Here is a 17,402-nt window from a genome sequence, read left to right as displayed (position 1 = left end):
GTATCAGGCACCGTGCCACACGCGTGCCACTACGGGCCCGCAGGGTCCCTCTCGGCCGAGTCGGAGACCGCTCCCCCACCGCCCCGGATCATGGCCCCGAGCCGATCCGCGATGGCCCGGTCCCGGTCGCTGGTCATGTGCTGATAGATCAGGGCGGCGCGCGAGCTGCTGTGGCCCATGCGGGTCATCAGCTCCCGAGTGCTGGCGCCGGCCGTGGAGGCCAGCGTGTTGCCCGTGTGCCGCAGATCATGGAAATGCAGCTCGGCCGATACACCCGCAGCCTTCCGAGCCTTCACCCAGTCGTCCCGGAAGTTGCTCCGCCGCAGTTGCCCGCCCTGGGGGCCGACGAAGACGTGACCGTCACGGCCAGGCGCGGCGAACTGCTCCAGGTGGCGCGTCACCTCGTCGAGGAGTTCGGCTGGGAAGGAGACGGAGCGCACCCCGGCCGCGGACTTCGGTGCCTTGTCGAAGAGCCGACCGTCCTGCAGCTCGGCTTGCGCGCGGCGAACGGTGACCGTCAGTCCCTCCAGGTCGATGTCGCGACGCCGCAGGGCCGCCAGCTCTCCGAACCGCAGAGTGGTGAAGGCCGCCAAGAGGACGAGCAGCCGGTAGCGCGGCGCGATGGAGTCAGCGACGGAGAAGACCTCCGCGACCGTGAGGACCGGTCGCTCCGGCACGTCGTAGCGGTCCGCGCCCTTGATGCGGCACGGGTTGCGTCGGATCAACTCGTCGTCCACGGCCGTGTTCATCAGGGCCCGCAGCAGCTGATACGCCTTGACGACCGATGGCTCACCCACGCCAGCCGCCAGGAGCTTGCCGCGCCAGCTCCGCACACGGGCAGTCGTCACGTCGGCCACCGTTCCGGCGCCGAAGGTGGGCAGGATGTGCAGCCGCATCACTGACTCGTTCCGTTCGCGGGTGCGGTCGGCGAGCTTCCGGTCCCGCAGCCACGCGGTGGCGTACTCGGCGAAGTTCACCGCCCCGGCGTCCGGGTCCGACCACTGCCCGCGCGCGATGTCCGACTCGATGTGCGTCAGGGCGACCTGGGCGTCGGTCTTGGTGGCGTATGTCTTCTCAGCGGGACGCAGTTGCCCCGTATCCGGGTCTCGGTAGCGGACCTGCCAGCGGCCGGACGGAAGCTGTCGGACAGAACCGAAGTCCCGGCGCCTGCCCTTCTTGTTGGCCATCAGGCAGCCCTCCCCAGGGAGCTGCGCCGATGGCCGATCGCCTGCACCGTGTTGGCGTCGATGAAGGCGTTCAGCGCGCTCTCCGGAATGCGGACGTGACGGCCAACCTTGACGAACACGATGCGTCGCTCGGCGATCAGGCGACGCGGGAAGCGTTCCGTCGTGCCGAGGAGTTCGGCCACCTGCGCCACGGTCAGGTAGCGGTCAGCCATGGATGGGTTCTCCTTCCGTTCCAGGGGCAGGTTCGAGGGATGCGGCAAGCCAGGCTTCGGCGTCGGACAGGCCGGTGCCGGCGAAGACCCAGTGGGCGAGGACGTACGTCGTCTCGGGCTCCGGGCCGTTGGCTGCTGCGGCTTGTGCTCGGCGCCATTGGGCGCGGGCGTCGCGGAGGGCGCCGAGGGTGGTGGAGTAGCGGCGGGACTTGGTGGAGAAGTGGCCGCGGAAGCCGAGCATGTGGGCCCAGGCGCGCAGGCGGAGGTGTTCCAGGTCCTTGCGCGCGCCGAGCGTCCAGGCGGTTCGGATGAGGCGGCGGGCGTGCTCGCTTATGCCGAGCTGGGCCAGTTCGGCGGCGAACTTCAGCGGGCGGTCGAGGGCGCCCGTCGCGGTCTCGGCTCCCTTGGTGGCGTACTTGGCGATGTACGCCGCCACGGCCCGCTCGGTCAGCTCCTGGCCGTCGTTGAAGTCGGCGGAGCGGATGGTGCGGACGTCGAGCTGGCGGCCGAAGGCGAAGGTGTGGGCGCGACCGTCGATGACCGGGCCGTCGACGTGGACCTTGGCGGCGGCGGCCTCGATGGCGTCGGTGAGGAGTTCGGCCGTTGCCCATGGCGGGGGCGGGGTTTCTCCGCCGCTGGAGCCGTCGAGGCGGATGACCGCGTGGAAGTGGACGGCTCCTCGCTTCTGGTACTCGGCGACCTTCGCGAAGGACACGCGCGCGTGCTCGCGGAACCGGCGCTGGGACAGGCCCGCCCGCTTGGCCACCTCCCGGCGCAGGTAGACGGAGAAGCGCCGCCAGAGCTGCCCGGCATGGGCGTTCCAGAGGACGGCCGCCTCGTAGTCGTAGGTGTCCGGGTCGAGCGGGGTACCGAGGGCGTCGTCGTCCTGGTCGTGGTGGGTACCGCAGCGGCAGGGGCGGCCGTCGGTGCGGCGGTTGTGGACCGGGCCGAAGCCGGGGGCGGTGAAGGTGGCGAAGACGCGGGGGTGGGCGGCGACGTGTTCCAGGGTGCCCTTGCCGCCGCGCAGTCCGGCGGTGATGAGGTGAAAGGTGTCGCGGCGGTAGACCTCGGCGCAGGCCGGGCAGCGGGTAGCGCGGCGGTTGTTGCAGCGGACGAGGAGCTGGCCGGCCGGGAGGGCGGTCGAGTCGAGGTGGTGGAGGACGCGGCCAATCTCGCCGGTGGTGGTGTCGATGTCGTACTCGGTGCGGTGGCCGTCGAGGCGGATCGGGTTGGTGCAGCCGCCGAGCCCGGAGAGCTGCCGGAGGATACCGGGCAGGGTGCCGCCTTCGGCCAGCCTTGCGAGTTCCGGGAGCGGGGGCGGGGTGGCGCGGGTGAAGATGGCGGTCTCCTTCTGACTGGATCGGTCAGGAGTGATGGCCCGGGGCGGCCGGATGCTTGGCCGTGTCGCGGCCGCCCCGGGTGCGGTTCGGCTTGTCAGCGCCGGTACTGGTCGCGGAGCAGGGAGCGCACGACGACAGCGGCGACGGCCACGGATATGGCCGTGACGGCGACGGCGGCCAGGAGCGCGGTGAGGACCACGCCGGCGACGAGCACCGTCGCGACCGTCTTCTGATCCACGGGGAGCGACGGGAGGCCGCGTCGGACGGGAGCCGGGTCGGTCGGCGCGTGGGTGTGGGCGGGCGGCGGGGTGGGGCTGTCCGGGTACTTGGGCAGGAACACGGCAGGCCTCTCCTTATCTACTCGTCTAGGCATGTGAGCCGTTTATGACGCTCACGCCGGAGCGCGTGCCGGACTCGATGGCGGGAGCCAGGAAGGTGTGCGAGAGCCAGAAGCCGAACAGGGCGATCAGGACGACGATCCAGGTACGGACGCCGAGGAACTTGATCGCTCCCCAGGCGAAGAAGCCGAGGACGACGACGAGCGGCAGGCTGACGGTCACGGTTGTCCGGGTCCTTTCAGCGGACGGGGCAGCGGTGGGTGCGGGCGGCCAGTTCGGCGGCCGCGCGGCTGTCGTAGTCGGCGGAGAAGCCGCAGCGCGGGGCGGTGCAGGCCGCGGTGTGCTTCTCACGGCCCCGGCTGTCGTAAGCGGTGCCGACCTGAACGGGGCCGATGCGGGTGACTTTGCGGAAGCTGCGGTTGGGGGACACGGGGTCTCCTCTCAGAGGTGGGCAGCGATGGCTTCGGCCATCGGGGCCGGGACGCCCAGGCGGGTGCGGAGCGTAGGGGTGTCGATCGGGACGCCGGTGCGGGCGTGGTGCTCGGCGGCGACCTTGCGGGCGTGGTCGACCAGGGCGGACGGGACGGGTACGGGCGGGGGTTGCGGTGGTGCCTCGATGGCCGGTTGGGCAGGTGGCTCGGGCGCGGTTTCGGGCTCTTCCTCCTGGTCCTTGATGACCTCGGGTTCGGGGTCAGTCTTGGGCGCGGTGTGAGCGAGGAGGGTTCCGCCGAGGAAGGCGATTGCAGGCCAGCCCGCGACGAGGATCCGCAGCCAGGCCGGGACGTTGCCGAGGTCGAGGAGGCCGGCGGTGGCGACGTTGGCACCGAGGGAGGCGGCGAGCGCGATGACGAACCAGCACCAGGCCGCCGCTTTGCCGTGCCCGGAACGCAGTCGACGCCAGGCGGCGACCAGCAGCAGGTCGACAGAGACCGGGTAGGCCCACGCCTTCCATCCGTCCTGTCCGGCGGCCACGGCGACGTCATGGAGGTGGGCGAAGGACAGCGCGGCAGCGATGAATGCCTGGACGAGCACCGCGTCGACGCGGGCCAGGTGGGCACGCATGATGCGGCTCCTTCCGGAGTCGGGCAGGGGAAGGTCAGTCGGTGACTGGATGCGGCAGGACGACCGGCGACGTGCTCTCGACCGGATGCTCGGGCACGTCGGGCCGGAAGGGCTTCAGGGCGGGGAGGTCGGGCACCAGGTGGGCCGACTCGCGGCAGGTCTCGGCAGCGTCGCCGAGGGAGAGGTACGGCGTGCGGATGCGGGACCAGCCGCCGGAGGTGTCACCCGCCACGGCCAGACCGGGCCGTTCCGGGGCTATGGAGCAGGCGGCGGAGACCGCTTCGGGGGCGATGTCGCCCAGGGCCATCTTGGCGGAGGCTTCGTCGTTGACGCGGTGGCAAACGCGGCCGGTGAGCTGGGCTCGGAGCATGGTGGCGCCCTTGCCGAGTTCGGCGCCGAAGCGCTGTCCGCACACTTCCAGGTAGATGCCGGCGGCACGGCCGAGCTGGGCGAGGCGGATGAGCTGGGTGACCATCTCGTCGCGCCGTTCCTCGTCCTTCTTTGTGGCGACCATGAAGAGTTCGGCCACCTCGTCCACGAACAGCACTACCGGCACCGGGCTCTCGTGCTCGGGCAGGCCCCAGATGTCAGAGGTGATTTCCTCGTCCGGGGTGCCGGGGGCGATGCCCTGTCGGGCCTTGATCAGGTCGTAGCGGTCCTCCATTTCCTTCACCAGCACGGGCAGCAGCTCGGCCGCCTGTTCCGGGTCGGTCGCGAGTGCGGAGAGCCGGGGGGCGAAGGGAGCCAGCTCGACACCCCGCTTGCAGTCGATGCCGACGAGGGCGACCGGCTGAGGAGCGAGTCCGGCGATGAGGTGCCTCAGGTACATGGACTTGCCGGACAGCGTGGCACCGAGGGTGAGTTGGTGGGGGATGGTGCGGTAGTCGCGGACGAACGGCGTAGCGTCCTCTCGCAGTGCGACCGGCACCTTAAGGAAACCGCCCGCAATCTTGCGCGGCATACGCACCCGCCGTAAGACGTCGTAACCCACGAGCCGCAGCTCGACGACCCCCGGCTTGACGGTGGTGACGTACACGGCGTGAACGCCCCACGCGTGCCGGAGTCGTTCGGCCGAGGCGGCGACGTCGGCGGGTTCCTGGCCCGGCGCCAGGCGGAGGCGTATCCGCAGCCCGGTCGTGGTGGGCCGGATGAGGCCCCGACGCGGCGGTACGGGGCGAACCTCGCGCTGCGTCATGGCCTTCACGGCGAGCACCCGCAGCCGGGAGGGCGCCACGGTCAGGCCGCACGCCTCCATGACCGAGCCGTACGAGCTGAGCAGCCGGACCGTGGACACCGGCAGACCGACCGTTGACCAGTAGGCCGCCGGGTGCTTGGCCCGGGCGTAGGCGGCCCCGCCGCCGAGTGCGGCGACAGGACCACCCACTTCCAGAAGCGTCGTCAGGTCGGACATCAGGCGGCGGCTCCGGTCGCGGCCGGGAAGGCGGCCGGAGTGACGGCGGCAGCGCGGTAGGCGATGCCGTGGCGCTGCTGGCCGTTGAAGACGGACTCCCACGGCCGGGCGACGAGGCCCGGCAGCGAGACCGGCGCGCCGAGAGTCAGCCCCTCGGAGATGCCGCCCTCCGGAACGGTGACCTTGATCAGCGAGGACTCGCCGTCCTCGATGTAGACGACGCCGATGGTCATCAGCGCCTCACCGCTGTTGGCGTCCTTGGCGATCTCGCCGGTCTGCCGGTCGCGGACCTTCGGCTCGGGGGCCTCGGTGAGGAGGATCGTCGCTGTGGAGGTCTCCACGCGGATGGTGCGCAAGGCACACTCCTATCTACTCGTCTATACAAGATGGGTTCTGCGAATCCCTTGATCGGGATCGCGTACTCACCTTGCCACACAACTTGCCCACTCGTCTATACGAGTAAGCGTGTTGGGGTGTACGAGTTCGGAAAAGCGTCCCCGCGCACCACCGCAAATCGTGCCGATCAGGTCGCAGGAAGCTGGTACGACAGGACGTACGCGTCCGCCGCCATCACCGTGTCGCAGACCTCGACGGCACGACCCTCGGTGTCGAAGGCCGTCCGGATGAGGTGGATGACCGGCACGCCGGCGGCCAGCCGGAGCGTCTTCACCTCGGCGGGCGAGGGCATCCGGGCGCGGATCTCTTCTTCGAAGTGGTCGAGGCGGTGACCCAGCTCTTCCAGGCGGGCGTAGATGCCGCCGGGCCCGGGGTTGGGTTCCGCGATCGGGGTCCCGCGGGCGATGTCGAGCGGGAGGTAGGAGGTGGCGAACTCCACCGGCCGCCCGTCGAGCAGGTACCGGCGCCGCCGAGCCAGCACGCGCCGCACTGATCCCAGCCGGGCGGAGACGTCCTGGCTGGCCTTCTCCTCCTTGACCTCCAGGCTGTCCACCTGGGGGTGACTGCCGGCCGCGTCGGCCTCCACGATGAACGCGGACTTGCCCTGCTCCCTGTGCCGCCGGGCGAAGCGGTCCGAGGCGAGCCGCCGCACGGGCGGTCGTGGTCGTACGAAGACTCCCCTGCCGTGCTCGGCGTGCACCAGGCCTTCACCTTGGAGGATGGAGAAGGCGTTGCGGACCGTCATCCGGGAAACGCCGAAGTGGTCGACAAGGTCGGCTTCGGAGGGCAGCTTCTCGCCCTCACGGAATCGCCCACGGTCGATGGCCTCGCGCAGCTGGTCGGCGATCTGCCGGAAGACCGCACGATCGCTCGTGGGGTCGAGATCACCGAGGAGGCCCGAAGGGAGAGGGCTCACGTGAGTACTCCTTTAGGTATCTAGACGAGTGGGCGAGTGTTGTTGCTACGGTGGAGAGCCTAGCCAGCCGAGAGGGCCGAGGAACGTGAGCACTGAACGCCCGCACTCCGTGAGCGTCGCCGGGGTCGTCGTGGACGACCAAGGCCGGGCCCTCCTGATCCAGCGCCGGGACAACGGCCACTGGGAGCCGCCGGGCGGCGTCCTCGAACGCGAGGAGACCATCCCGGAAGCCCTCCAGCGCGAAGTCCTCGAAGAGACCGGAATCAAGATCGCCCTCCCGGCGATCCTGACCGGCGTCTACAAGAACATGAAGGGCCTGATCGTCTCGCTGGTCTTCCGCTGTGAAGCCGCCAACGGTGTGCCCACCACCGGTGACGAGACCCGCGCACTGCGCTGGGCCACCCGCGAAGAGGTCACCGAGCTTGCCGACGAGGCGTACGCGATCCGCGTCCTGGACGCACTCGACGCGACGACCCCGCCGGCCATCCGCGCCCACGACGGCGTGAAACTCGTCTAGCCCGAACCCGCTGCACATGGCGGCCTACCAGCACGAAGGAACTTGTATGCACGAGTATACGAGTACAGCCCGGGTCTGGGGACTGAGTTGCCCAGGATTCCCCGAAGAAGTGAGCCGGGCCCGCCGCTGGACCCGCGACATCCTGCGCGGCTCCCCCTTAGCCGAAGACGCCGAACTGATCGTGAGCGAACTGAGCGCGAACGCGATCCTGCACACGGCCAGCGGCCGGGAGTACGGCAGCTTCCACCTGGCGGTCGCGGTCTCAGCTCAGGTGGTGGCGGTGTCGGTCACGGACGACGGCGGCACGGCCACGGCCCCGAAGGTCGAGCAACAGGACCAGGACGCCGAGCACGGCCGAGGACTGCGCATGGTCAGCGCGATCGCCCACCGGGTGGTCGTGCACGACAGCGACCAGGGCCACACGGTCACCGCGGAGCTGTACGCGGACGGTCCGCTAGGAGGCCACCCATGCTGAAGCCGCCGCAGCGGGGCTACTGGTGCGAGTGCTGGACCGAGGACCTGACCGAGCAGTGGGGGCCGGCACTGCTGGCATCGTTCGACGCATACTCGGCGCCCCAGGCCGACCGTTGGGTAGCGGTCGCACTGCGCACGATCTCACCGGCCCTGGACGCAGACGCCTCCGATGAGGCATGGGAGTGGCTGTACGAGGGCCGCATCGAAACCCGCCGAGCCCTGTTGCGCGCCGAACCGTGCACGGTGTCAGTGACCCACGCCAAGACCCGCATCACCTGGACGATCCGACCGGTGCTCTTCCTGCCACTCGCACACCGTCAGGCGGCCGAACTACCGGCGTGCGCACACGACTTCAAGCCCCCCCCAGACAGACTGAGTTACAACTTTCTCTACAGGTTCAAGGCGGCTCGCTCCGCTCACCGCGCGCGGCCCGGCCCCCGGCCGGGCCTGCGCTCCTGTCTCCGCCCCGCTCCAGCCCGGCCGGCGCCCGTGCCACGCGTACAACGGTCAGTTGCCTGATGCGAGGAAGGGATACATCGTGGCTGGGAGGCGACGGTCAGGGGCTCTTATGCACATTTTCGCACGTCGTAGCCGGCCCGGGTTGCCGAGTTCGCACAAGCACCCGATCAGGTCGATCCAGGACCGGGCCAACCATTCATCAAAACCACTCCACAGAGCTTGGATGCCGACTAACATCGTTGCTCTTCGCCATAGGAGGGGTGCTACGTGTCAGAACTCGCTAATGATAGTGAATGGAACGAGGCCGACGAAGAGGTATCGGAACTGGGGGCAGTCGAAGCCGCAAGCAACCTCTCCCAGCCTACAGAATTGTCATCGACCGAAAAGAACGTTGTTCGCGATCTATCAAGTCACAAAATCGACATCAAGGAGACAGGGGAGGACTATCTATCATTTTCCGCACATCCAAACTGGGACGAGGGCGCGGCGTACGGCACAGCCATCCCCCGGCAGCAATCGAGCCTTCTGCTGAACCAGCTCCAACTTGGAGTCAACTCTTGCAAGAAATGGGCAGGCATCACTATTCCGAGTCGCGGATATGTTGAGGTGCTACTCCGTGCCAACAGCGCGTTTCTTCCTAGCAGTAATTCGCTCCTACGGTCATTGATGCACGCAGTGCCCGAGGAAGTTGACGGCGACTGCAAACATAAGCTTGAGGCCAACGCCTTCCTAACAGTGTCAGCCGGAGTCCTGAACGCCAGAGACCGAATTCCATCGCTCCATGTTTCAGATTCAGGCATATGCATGGAGATCTCCGCCCCGTCTCCCGCATGCCATGTCCTCGCTAACGTGGGATACCAGCACCGGGCAAGGTTTCCTCTCAGCGTAAAAGTAGAGTTCGGTTCTCCTTCCCAACAAGATGAGCTGGAAGCTGAAGCCGAGCTACTCCTGAACTCGTTCGTTTATGAGCTAGAAGTTCGGAACGGCGCCAAAATGAGACTTGTTCGCTGGCCAACGAGGACTGACCGCCGACACCGTTTGCGTCGTGAGCGTCCTAGTCGGGTGGTTCGCTTCCCACGCACGAAGATCGATCCAGACGTTTCAGTATTGTTCGGATTTGCGGGCAGCGCTACAGGGAATCCCTCCCTGGCCTTTCTCTCTTACTATCAAGTCCTGGAGAATTTTTTCCCTGTCGCGATCAGAAGAAGCGCCTTGCGGCAACTAGAGCTCGAACTTTCCGATCAGCGTTTCGACGCCAGTCAGGATAAGTACTTGATGCGCATTCTTTCCGTGGCGGAGAACGCCGCTAGCTCCTCAGAGTCCACGCAGCTCCGCGTACTGTTGCAGGAGTTCGTGCGAGGTGGCGTCCTGCAAGATTTCTTCACAGAACACGACTGGGGGAAGTATTTCAGCAAGCAGGGGCCGATCAGGGGGATTACAGACAGCATCAATCCCGAAAATCGAAATACGCCACTTGCGCACCAAGTGGCTGACCGGGTGTACAGAATTCGAAACAGGATTGTACATTCTAAGGATGATCCTAAATATCAGAACGTACCGGCATTGCTACCTCAGAGTGATGAAGCAGAGGCTCTCGGGCCAGACATCGACCTTGTTCGACTTCTTGCATTTGAAGTCATCCTTAGCACGCAGTCGACAAGAAGAAATGGATAGGCAGCATTAGTTGACATTGTCCTCCTGTGACCCACGCCGAAAGAGCGAGCTCCCGCATCGTCCTCACCGGCCGGCTGTAGCGGGTTGCTCTAGTCAATGGCATGGCAGCGTGGCTAGGGCCGGTGGGGCTACAGCGAGGCACACGCGCGCCTGGACGGCCGGCGCACCCGCCATCGTGGCTGGCTGTCGTCGGCTGAAGTTCGTGCCACTGCCGTGCCAGATGCAGGGGTCAGCCACGGTCAACAGGGGCGCCACACGGCGAAGTTCGCGGCAGCCTGGCCAGGTATCGAAGCCCCAGGCCAGCGACCCCACTCCCCCGCCTCTCTCCTAAAGCGGGTGTCGCAGGTTCGAATCCTGCCGGGGGCACAAGGGAAAAGGCCCCGGACCGATCATGGTCCGGGGCCTTTGACATCTACTTCTGACATCAACGGGGTCGGTCACTGACGACCGGGACGCCTCCGCAGCAGGCGATCCATGTGGCTCATGGCCTCGCGCTGCGTGTCCTGGACGACGTGGGTGTAGACGTCCGTGGTGATGCTGATCTGGGAGTGGCCCAAGATCTCCATCACGACGCGAGGCGCGACCCCGGCAGCCGTGAGCAGCGTGGCGGTGCCGTGCCGAGCGTCGTGCAGCCGGATGACGCGGAGTCCGGCGGACTGGGTGACGGGGGTGAAGGTGCAGAAGGCCTACGAGCGCCTCTGCCAGGCGAGCTTCACCAGCCGGCCGCTTGCCGACAATCACCCCTCCGTCTGAAGCACACCCGGTGTCGGATCAGTCAAGGCCAGCAGCTCCCAATTGCGTTCGAGATCAGCGATGAGCCGGGCGTCGCGACGGTTCTGAATCGTGCCTGTGACCAAAGGGCCTGCCGCCGCTGCCCTGACAACGCCCACACCACCCGGAAGCGGCGTAACCCACGAAGCCAATTGCCTCCCCTTCCCCAGTACCGCAGGCAGTTACCTCGCTCCCAGCAGATAAAGACGTGACACTGACACGCCAGCGAGCCGGAAGCCATGCGGGCCGTCCTGGGGCCGTCGAAGGTCGCTCAACGACGACCAACGCTGACAACCACCGACAGCCAAGTCGCAGGTCGCAGCGTTGATCGATCTCAGGGGCGCAAGTCAGAGGCCCGGCCCTTCACTTCTTCGGCTTCTGATTCGAGTGGCTGCGGCACAATCTTGGTCCATGGCCAAGTCACCTGATCTAGCAGCTCTCTATCCCGACATTGCGGCCGAAGGTAGCCTCGCAGCAGCGCTCCAGGCCGTTGCGGCCAGGGACGGCATCTCCGTCCCGTTCCAGGTCTCGGAGTCTGACCCGCTGCGCTATGCCGCCGTGGCGAGCACGGTTCCACACCGGACGGTCTTGGGCATCTCGGGGTGGGTGGTCGAACGGCGGTGGTCGATCCGTGGCTGCGAGGCGTTTCAGGGTTTGGCACTCATCGATGGATGGACGGAGGACCTGACCCAGGCCGTCCGTGCTGCGCAAGCCTGGCACGAAGGGGCGGAGCTGGCCGACATCCAGCGAGCGGCGCCGTTCGTGCATCTCACCGGCCGCTACGAAGTGGCAGAACCCGATTCGGCGCAACTGACCGAGTCCGAGTGGCAGCATCTGCGCACAGAAGCGGGCGAGCAGGACTGGCCCGAGTACCGCGCGCTCATCGAGGCGGCGTATGCCGAGCCGACGCTGCGCTGCCTCTACCCGTTCACCAGCCACTGGACGCTTCGATTTTCTACCACTATCCGCCCTGACCTCACCGTCGTTCCGATGTGCCTGGACGCTCACCGGGAGAAGCCCTACACCATTAGCGCCAACTACATGGGTGAGGTCCTCGCCGAGACGACGACTGCGGAGGAGGCAGTGGCGGCTGTCCGCCATCTGCTTCAGGCGGCCGGCTGACGTGCCCGGGAGACCTCGGTGACCGTCACGCCCAGAGTTCGCAGTGGTGGGGTACGGGGTCTCCGATTCACCGGCCTCGTAGCCCTGCCAGCGTTCTCGAGCCCGAGTCCGTCTGCGGCGAGTCCGCGGGGCCGGTCCATTGCGGGCGTCCTGTGCCCGGCGAGGGTGTCCGGATGGTCTGAACGGACTTGCTCCTGACGGTCGTCCGGCGGTTTCTTTACGTTTCCCTGACGCCCGGGTCGCATCCGTCGGCGCCCTTCACGCTGTCCTCCCCCATGTCCGTGTCGCGTCGAAGATGGGAGTGCCATGGAAGGCACCGTCGTCGCAGTGGTGGTCGTGGCCGTGCTTCTGCTGCTCGTGCTGAAGAGCGGGATGCGGGTCGTCAACCAGGTGGAGCGCGGGGTCGTGTTCCGGTGGGGCAAGGCCCTGCCGACCCACCGGCAGCCCGGCATCACCTTCCTGATCCCGTTCGCCGACCGGATGCGCAAGGTGAACGTGCAAGTCGTGACCATGCCGGTGCCCACCCAGGAGGGCATCACCCGGGACAACGTGTCGGTGAAGGTCGACGCCGTCGTCTATTTCCGGGTGACCGACCCCGTGCGCGCGGCCATCGAGGTGCAGGACTACGTCTTCGCCGTCGGCCAGGTCGCCCAGTCCTCCCTGCGGTCCATCATCGGCAAGAGCGATCTCGATGACCTGCTGAGCGACCGGGAGCGGCTGCACGAGGGGCTGGCGCTGATGATCGACAGCCCGGCCGCGGGGTGGGGCATCCACATCGACCGGGTCGAGATCAAGGACGTACAGCTTCCGGAGTCGCTGAAGCGGTCCATGTCCCGGCAGGCCGAGGCCGAGCGGGAGCGGCGGGCCCGGGTCATCACCGCGGACGGTGAGTTCCAGGCCGCGCAGCAGCTCGCCAACGCGTCCCGGATCATGTCGGACACGCCCGAGGCGATGCAGCTGCGGCTCCTCCAGACCGTCGTCGAGGTGGCCGCCGAGAAGAACTCCACGCTCGTCATGCCGTTCCCGGTCGAGCTGCTGCGCTACTTCGACCGGGCCGTGGCGAAGATCGACGCCGACCTCAGCGAGAGGCCGCGCGAGAAGAACAGCGAGAACGAGAAGAGCGAGAAGAGCTGGACGGGGGAGACTGGGGTTCCGCCGCAGCAGGGGGCTGGGCGCGACGAGTTGCCGTAGCCAGCGCCAGCGTCGCCAGCAGTGACGTCGCCGCCGTCGCCGCCATCGCGACTGCCGGTGACGTCAGTTGGGCCAGCGAGCCCGCCAGTGCCGCGCTCAGGCCCTGCAGGGTCAGCATTCCCGCCGAGTGCAACCCCAGGGCGTGTCCGGCCAGTTCGTCGGCGGTCAGTGCCATGAGGCGCTCCTGCTGGGCCAGGCTCGCACCGAAGCCCACGGAGGCGACGGCCACGCAGAACGCCGCGACCGGCAGTGGCGGGTGCAGGAGGAAGAGGAGGTAGGGCGCGGCCAGGAGGAGCAGCAGGGGGGTGGTCGCGCGGGAGCGGGCGGCGGGCGGGAGCAGGCGGCCCACCGTCACGTCCCCCGCGAACATGCCGAGCGCCGCGCACGCGAACAGGGTGCCGGCCGCGCCGGGGGTGTACGCCACGTACAGCGACTCGCAGCCGACCACCAGGCCGTTGGGCAGCCACAGGCCCAGGTAGGTGAGCCGGCGCGGGCGGGACGACCACAGCTCGGCGTTGGTACGCCAGGTCGCCGACGGGGAGGGCCGGCCCGTGGCCCTGGGCGGGCGGGCGGTCAGGCCGAGGCGCAGGGTGAGCGCGGCCGTCAGGTACAGGGCCGCGGCGAGGAGCAGGCAGGTCCGCGGGGAGAGGGCGGTCAGCAGGGCACCGCCCGTGGCGTAGCCGGTGATCTGCGTCAGACCGCTCATCATGTTGAACAGCGAACGGCCGGGCAGGTAGCCGTCCTTCGTGAGGATCTCGTTCAGCAGGCCCCAGCGGACCCCGCCGCCCAGCGAGGCGACCAGGCCCAGCAGGAGTACGACGGTGAGGAGCGCGCCGGTCGGGAGGCCGGGCAGCGCCTGGAGTGCCGTGCCGGCCGCGAAAGCCAGCGAGACGGCGGTCAGGGTCGTACGCGGGGGCAGCCGGTCGGCGCCGGAGAGCAGGAACGTCGCGCCCAGCACCTGCGCGAGCGACGGTCCGAACATGCTCACCGCCGACAGCAGCGGGGAGCCGGTCGCCCGGTACACGAGCGTGGCGAGGGCGAGACCGCCGACGGTGGCGGCGGCGTTCTGGGCGGCAGTGCCGAGGAAGAGCGGCGTGAACTCCGGGGTGCGGATCAGCGATCGGTAACGGGGCATGGCCCGGAGTCTCGGGCGGGGCGGAAAGGACTCGATATTGTTTCGCCGACACGCGAAAGGTCCGGGTCCGGGGGATTGGATCGGGGCGGCCACAGCGGACAGTGGGTCACGTCGCAGGGCAAGAGCAGCACGTCAGCGGGCGACGGGGATACGTCGCCGGGCAAAGAGGCGGCACTTCAGCGGCCGGTGGAGGTACGTCGCCGGGCAAAGAGGGGGCACATCAGTGGGCGGTGGGGTGCACCTCGGTGGGCGGTGGGGCGTACGGGCCGAGGTCTTGCTCGGGCGGCGTGGTACGAGACGCGCTCGGGCGGAGTGCGTCGGGGTGGACGAAGTGGGACGGGGAGGGCGGAGTCTTGGGGTGGTGGCAGCTCAACGCGGACACACTGGCGCGCTGCCGGTTCGTGGTCTCCCCGCTCTCCGAGACCTTCGCGAGCCTGAAGCTGCTGCACTCGGGCGCCGGTGCCCATCCCGGTGAGCAGGAGTGGCTGCGCGTCCATCTGCCCGGCTACCGGGAGCGCCTCGCGGCCGATCCGGTGACGGCGCGGCTGGTGCGGGCGGGGCTGGGGCGGGACTGGATCGCGGACTTCCTGACGCCCACGCCTCGCGGTGACGAGAACTTCGGCGAGGAAGTGGCCCGGGTGCGCGCGGTCGGTGCCGACGACGCCCGCGCCCATCTGCGGCTCTCGCTCGCCGGGCCGCTGCCGGCCGAACTCGACCGGGACGACCTGTCGGCACGGGCGGCCTCGCTGCTGGAGTGGGTGTGGGAGGAAACCGTACGGCCGTACTGGGAGCGGCGTCGGCGAGTGCTGGAGGCGGACGTGGTGGCGCGCACCGCGCAGGTGAGCCGGGCAGGCTGGGCGAGCGTGCTGGACTCCTTGCGGCCGGGCGGCACGCGGTGGCTCGGGGAGAACCGCTTCCAGGTCAACCTGCACGAGTATCCACCGCGTGAGATCTCCGGCGCCGAGCTGGTGTTCGTGCCGGTGACTCCGCAGCGGGTGGGATGGGTCGCCTGGGACGAGAAGGAGGGGGAGGACGGGGAGGAAGGAAACGGCGGGGAGGACGGGGAGCGGTACGCCGTCGTCTACCCCTGCGCCGGCGCGCTCGCCGGGGACGGTGCCGGGGCCGTGCCCGCCGGTCTGGGTGCGCTGCTCGGGGCTGGCCGGGCCGCGGTGCTGGTGTTCCTCGCCTCCCCCATGAGCACCACCCAGCTGACCGCGGTGACCGGGCAGGGGCTGGGTTCGGTGGGGCGGCACCTGAAGGTGCTGCGGGAGGCGGGGCTGGTGGAGCGGCGGCGGGCCGGGCGCTCGGTGCTGTATGCGCGGACGGCGGCGGGAGACGTGCTGGTGGACGCGGCGGGCGGGTGACGGGGACCGACGAGGACGCGACCGGCGAGACCGGACGGACTCGGGACCGACGGGCACGCGACCAGCGAGACCGGGGAACCCGCGACCGACGCGGACCCGACCGGTGAGACTGGGCGGACTCGGGACCGACGAGCACGCGACCGGCGCGGTGGGACGAGATCCGGGCCGTCGGGGACGTGATCGGCGAGGCGGGACGAGATCCGGGCCGTCGGGGACGTGATCGGTGAGGCGGGACGAGATCCCGGCCGTCGGGCCGTGATCGGTGAGGCGGGACGAGATCCCGGCCGTCGGGGCGTGATCGGTGAGGCTGGGTCCGGTCAGGCCGGATGGGGGTGTGGGCGGTGGGGCTCCGGGTCGGGGGGTGATCCGGCGGGGCTAGCATCCGAGCATGACGACTGCTGACCACAACGTGCTGAATGTCGAGATCGGAGCCCTCACCGGCGGCTCCGCCAACCTGCCGCAGTACGCCGGCAAGGCCGTGCTCATCGTGAACGTGGCCTCCAAGTGCGGCCTGACCCCGCAGTACACGGGCCTCGAGAGGCTCCAGGAGCGGTACGCCGGCCAGGGCTTCACCGTGCTGGGCGTGCCCTGCAACCAGTTCCTCGGGCAGGAGCCCGGCAGCGCCGAGGAGATCGCCGAGTTCTGCTCGGCCACGTACGGCGTCACCTTCCCGCTGACCGAGAAGGTGGAGGTGAACGGAGAGGGCCGGCACGCGCTGTACGAGCGGCTGGTCGGGTTCGCGGACGCCGAGGGGCACACCGGGGACATCCGCTGGAACTTCGAGAAGTTCCTGATCGGGCGGGACGGCCAGGTCGTCGCGCGGTTCTCGCCGCAGACCGAGCCGGAGTCGGCCGAGGTCGTCGCGGCCGTCGAGGGCCAGCTCGGCTGAGCCCTGCTTGACCTTGTCCCTGGGGCAAGGACCAGCCTCCTCCTCGCCGGGCGGACCGGAACCGCCCGGTGACGGAGGATGGCAATCGTGAACGAGGAGCTGCTCACCATCGGCGCCTTCGCCGCGCGGGCCCGGCTGTCGGCCAAGGCTCTGCGGCTGTACGACCGGCTGGGCCTGCTGGCCCCGGCCCAGGTGGACGAGGCCAGCGGCTACCGCTACTACCGCGCCGACCAGGTCGACCGTGCCCGTCTGGTCGCCCTGCTGCGGCAGCTGGACATGCCGCTCGCCCGGATCTCCGAGGTGCTCGGGGCCGGGGGCACCGAGGCCGCCGACCGGCTCGCCGCCTACTGGGCGGACGTGGAGGCCCGGGTCGCCGGGCAGCGCACCCTCGCCGCCTACCTCCGTGGACGACTGTCGGGGAGGAGCTCCGAGATGTACGAGAAGTTCGTGATCGAGACCGTCGACGTGCCGGCACAGGTGGTGATCACCGAGTCACGGCACACCCTGGCGGACGAACTGCCGGCCTGGATCGGCGCGTCCCTGGGACGGCTGGAGTCGGCGGCCCGGGAGTGCGGGGGCGTCACGGGTGCGCCGTTCGTCGTCTACCACTCCGAGGTGTCGATGGAGAGCGACGGACCGGCCGAGTCCTGTGTGCCGGTGGCGGACGAGGCGGCTGCCCGGGCGTGGGCCGCGCGGCAGGGCCGGGCCTGGGAGACGACGGTCCGGGTGGAGCCCGCCGCCCGGCTGGCCTACGCCCGGATCACCAAGGCGCAGGTGGCGCATCCGCAGATCCTGGCCGCCTTCGAGGCGGTGGAGCAGTGGGTGGCCGCGGAGGGACTGGAGACGGCGGGGCCCTGCCGGGAGGTGTACTTCGCGGACTGGGAGGCGGCGGGAGCCGAGGATCCGGTGTGCGATGTGGCGTTCCCGGTGCGGTGACCCGGTGG

Annotated in this window: 19 protein-coding genes, 1 tRNA gene and 2 pseudogenes; 10 read left to right on the top strand and 12 right to left on the bottom strand. The window is 69.0% G+C overall.

The window, feature by feature from the left end; translation table 11 throughout:
* Window positions 1-29: 29 nt before the first annotated feature.
* The 10 genes from JK359_RS08470 to JK359_RS08425 all read right to left on the bottom strand — a co-directional run bounded on the left by JK359_RS08470 (window position 30) and on the right by JK359_RS08425 (window position 6,862).
* On the bottom strand, window positions 30-1,187 hold the full coding sequence (locus tag JK359_RS08470; protein WP_201833534.1) for a tyrosine-type recombinase/integrase: 1,158 nt from the start codon (window positions 1,185-1,187) through the stop codon (window positions 30-32).
* Window positions 1,187-1,399 carry a helix-turn-helix domain-containing protein gene (locus JK359_RS08465; protein WP_201833532.1) on the bottom strand — a complete coding sequence of 71 codons (213 nt, stop codon included), beginning with the start codon at window positions 1,397-1,399 and terminating at the stop codon, window positions 1,187-1,189. Before JK359_RS08465 ends, JK359_RS08470 begins: the two co-directional genes overlap by 1 nt.
* Window positions 1,392-2,693, bottom strand: a complete 1,302-nt coding sequence (locus tag JK359_RS08460) for a replication initiator (RefSeq protein ID WP_201833980.1) — start codon at window positions 2,691-2,693, stop codon at window positions 1,392-1,394. The genes JK359_RS08465 and JK359_RS08460 overlap by 8 nt, the downstream gene beginning before the upstream one ends.
* A 140-nt stretch (window positions 2,694-2,833) precedes the next feature.
* Entirely contained in the window at window positions 2,834-3,079 is a 246-nt protein-coding gene (locus JK359_RS08455) for a SpdD protein (RefSeq protein WP_189294835.1), read from the bottom strand.
* Between the two features lie 25 nt (window positions 3,080-3,104).
* Window positions 3,105-3,299, bottom strand: coding sequence for a hypothetical protein (locus tag JK359_RS08450; protein WP_014673671.1), 195 nt, complete (start codon window positions 3,297-3,299; stop codon window positions 3,105-3,107).
* A gap of 16 nt (window positions 3,300-3,315) precedes the next feature.
* Window positions 3,316-3,507 carry a mobile element transfer protein gene (locus JK359_RS08445; RefSeq protein WP_201833530.1) on the bottom strand — a complete coding sequence of 64 codons (192 nt, stop codon included), beginning with the start codon at window positions 3,505-3,507 and terminating at the stop codon, window positions 3,316-3,318.
* Between the two features lie 11 nt (window positions 3,508-3,518).
* On the bottom strand, window positions 3,519-4,139 hold the full coding sequence (locus JK359_RS08440; RefSeq protein ID WP_201833528.1) for a DUF2637 domain-containing protein: 621 nt from the start codon (window positions 4,137-4,139) through the stop codon (window positions 3,519-3,521).
* 34 nt (window positions 4,140-4,173) lie between these two features.
* The gene (locus tag JK359_RS08435; RefSeq protein WP_201833526.1) at window positions 4,174-5,550 is read right to left on the bottom strand and encodes an FtsK/SpoIIIE domain-containing protein; all 1,377 of its coding nucleotides are present in this window, start codon (window positions 5,548-5,550) and stop codon (window positions 4,174-4,176) included.
* Window positions 5,550-5,906, bottom strand: a complete 357-nt coding sequence (locus tag JK359_RS08430; protein WP_201833524.1) for an SCO3933 family regulatory protein — start codon at window positions 5,904-5,906, stop codon at window positions 5,550-5,552. The genes JK359_RS08435 and JK359_RS08430 overlap by 1 nt, the downstream gene beginning before the upstream one ends.
* 167 nt (window positions 5,907-6,073) lie before the next feature.
* Window positions 6,074-6,862 carry a GntR family transcriptional regulator gene (locus tag JK359_RS08425; RefSeq protein WP_028421051.1) on the bottom strand — a complete coding sequence of 263 codons (789 nt, stop codon included), beginning with the start codon at window positions 6,860-6,862 and terminating at the stop codon, window positions 6,074-6,076.
* Window positions 6,863-6,971: 109 nt separating this feature from the next.
* Between JK359_RS08425 and JK359_RS08420 the strand changes: the two genes are divergently transcribed.
* The 5 genes and pseudogenes from JK359_RS08420 to JK359_RS08405 all read left to right on the top strand — a co-directional run bounded on the left by JK359_RS08420 (window position 6,972) and on the right by JK359_RS08405 (window position 10,352).
* Complete coding sequence (locus tag JK359_RS08420; protein ID WP_201833978.1) at window positions 6,972-7,379, top strand: NUDIX hydrolase; 408 nt, start codon at window positions 6,972-6,974, stop codon at window positions 7,377-7,379.
* Window positions 7,380-7,425: 46 nt separating this feature from the next.
* Window positions 7,426-7,854, top strand: a complete 429-nt coding sequence (locus JK359_RS08415) for an ATP-binding protein (protein ID WP_201833522.1) — start codon at window positions 7,426-7,428, stop codon at window positions 7,852-7,854.
* Window positions 7,848-8,213, top strand: a pseudogene (locus tag JK359_RS38835) (hypothetical protein); the annotation flags it as partial. The gene JK359_RS08415 and the pseudogene JK359_RS38835, both read left to right, overlap by 7 nt.
* Window positions 8,214-8,579: 366 nt before the next feature.
* Window positions 8,580-9,986, top strand: coding sequence for a hypothetical protein (locus JK359_RS08410; protein ID WP_201833520.1), 1,407 nt, complete (start codon window positions 8,580-8,582; stop codon window positions 9,984-9,986).
* A gap of 291 nt (window positions 9,987-10,277) precedes the next feature.
* Window positions 10,278-10,352 (top strand) — tRNA-OTHER (locus JK359_RS08405).
* 71 nt (window positions 10,353-10,423) lie between these two features.
* Here JK359_RS08405 and JK359_RS08400 read toward each other — a convergent pair.
* Window positions 10,424-10,663 (bottom strand): annotated as a pseudogene (locus JK359_RS08400) (tyrosine-type recombinase/integrase); the annotation flags it as partial.
* Window positions 10,664-11,168: 505 nt separating this feature from the next.
* Here JK359_RS08400 and JK359_RS08395 point away from each other — a divergent pair.
* Window positions 11,169-11,879, top strand: a complete 711-nt coding sequence (locus JK359_RS08395) for a DUF6193 family natural product biosynthesis protein (protein ID WP_201833518.1) — start codon at window positions 11,169-11,171, stop codon at window positions 11,877-11,879.
* Window positions 11,880-12,185: 306 nt separating this feature from the next.
* The gene (locus JK359_RS08390) at window positions 12,186-13,070 is read left to right on the top strand and encodes a slipin family protein (protein WP_236677477.1); all 885 of its coding nucleotides are present in this window, start codon (window positions 12,186-12,188) and stop codon (window positions 13,068-13,070) included.
* On the opposite strand, the gene JK359_RS38830 is transcribed toward JK359_RS08390, so the two are convergent.
* Window positions 12,958-14,205, bottom strand: coding sequence for an MFS transporter (locus JK359_RS38830; protein WP_236677476.1), 1,248 nt, complete (start codon window positions 14,203-14,205; stop codon window positions 12,958-12,960). The two genes, JK359_RS08390 and JK359_RS38830, sit on opposite strands and share 113 nt — an antisense overlap.
* A 353-nt stretch (window positions 14,206-14,558) precedes the next feature.
* On the opposite strand from JK359_RS38830, the gene JK359_RS08385 reads away from it, so the two are divergent.
* From JK359_RS08385 to JK359_RS08375, 3 genes are all read left to right on the top strand, one after another.
* Complete coding sequence (locus tag JK359_RS08385) at window positions 14,559-15,569, top strand: winged helix-turn-helix domain-containing protein (protein WP_201833516.1); 1,011 nt, start codon at window positions 14,559-14,561, stop codon at window positions 15,567-15,569.
* A gap of 388 nt (window positions 15,570-15,957) precedes the next feature.
* Window positions 15,958-16,458, top strand: coding sequence for a glutathione peroxidase (locus JK359_RS08380; RefSeq protein ID WP_201833514.1), 501 nt, complete (start codon window positions 15,958-15,960; stop codon window positions 16,456-16,458).
* Between the two features lie 87 nt (window positions 16,459-16,545).
* The gene (locus JK359_RS08375) at window positions 16,546-17,394 is read left to right on the top strand and encodes a MerR family transcriptional regulator (RefSeq protein ID WP_372445368.1); all 849 of its coding nucleotides are present in this window, start codon (window positions 16,546-16,548) and stop codon (window positions 17,392-17,394) included.
* The last annotated feature ends 8 nt before the right edge of the window (window positions 17,395-17,402 follow it).

Source organism: Streptomyces actinomycinicus (assembly GCF_016741775.1).
GTDB lineage: Bacteria > Actinomycetota > Actinomycetes > Streptomycetales > Streptomycetaceae > Streptomyces > Streptomyces actinomycinicus.
Note: the sequence above shows the minus strand (reverse complement) of the source record. Positions and strands in the feature narration are given on the sequence as shown.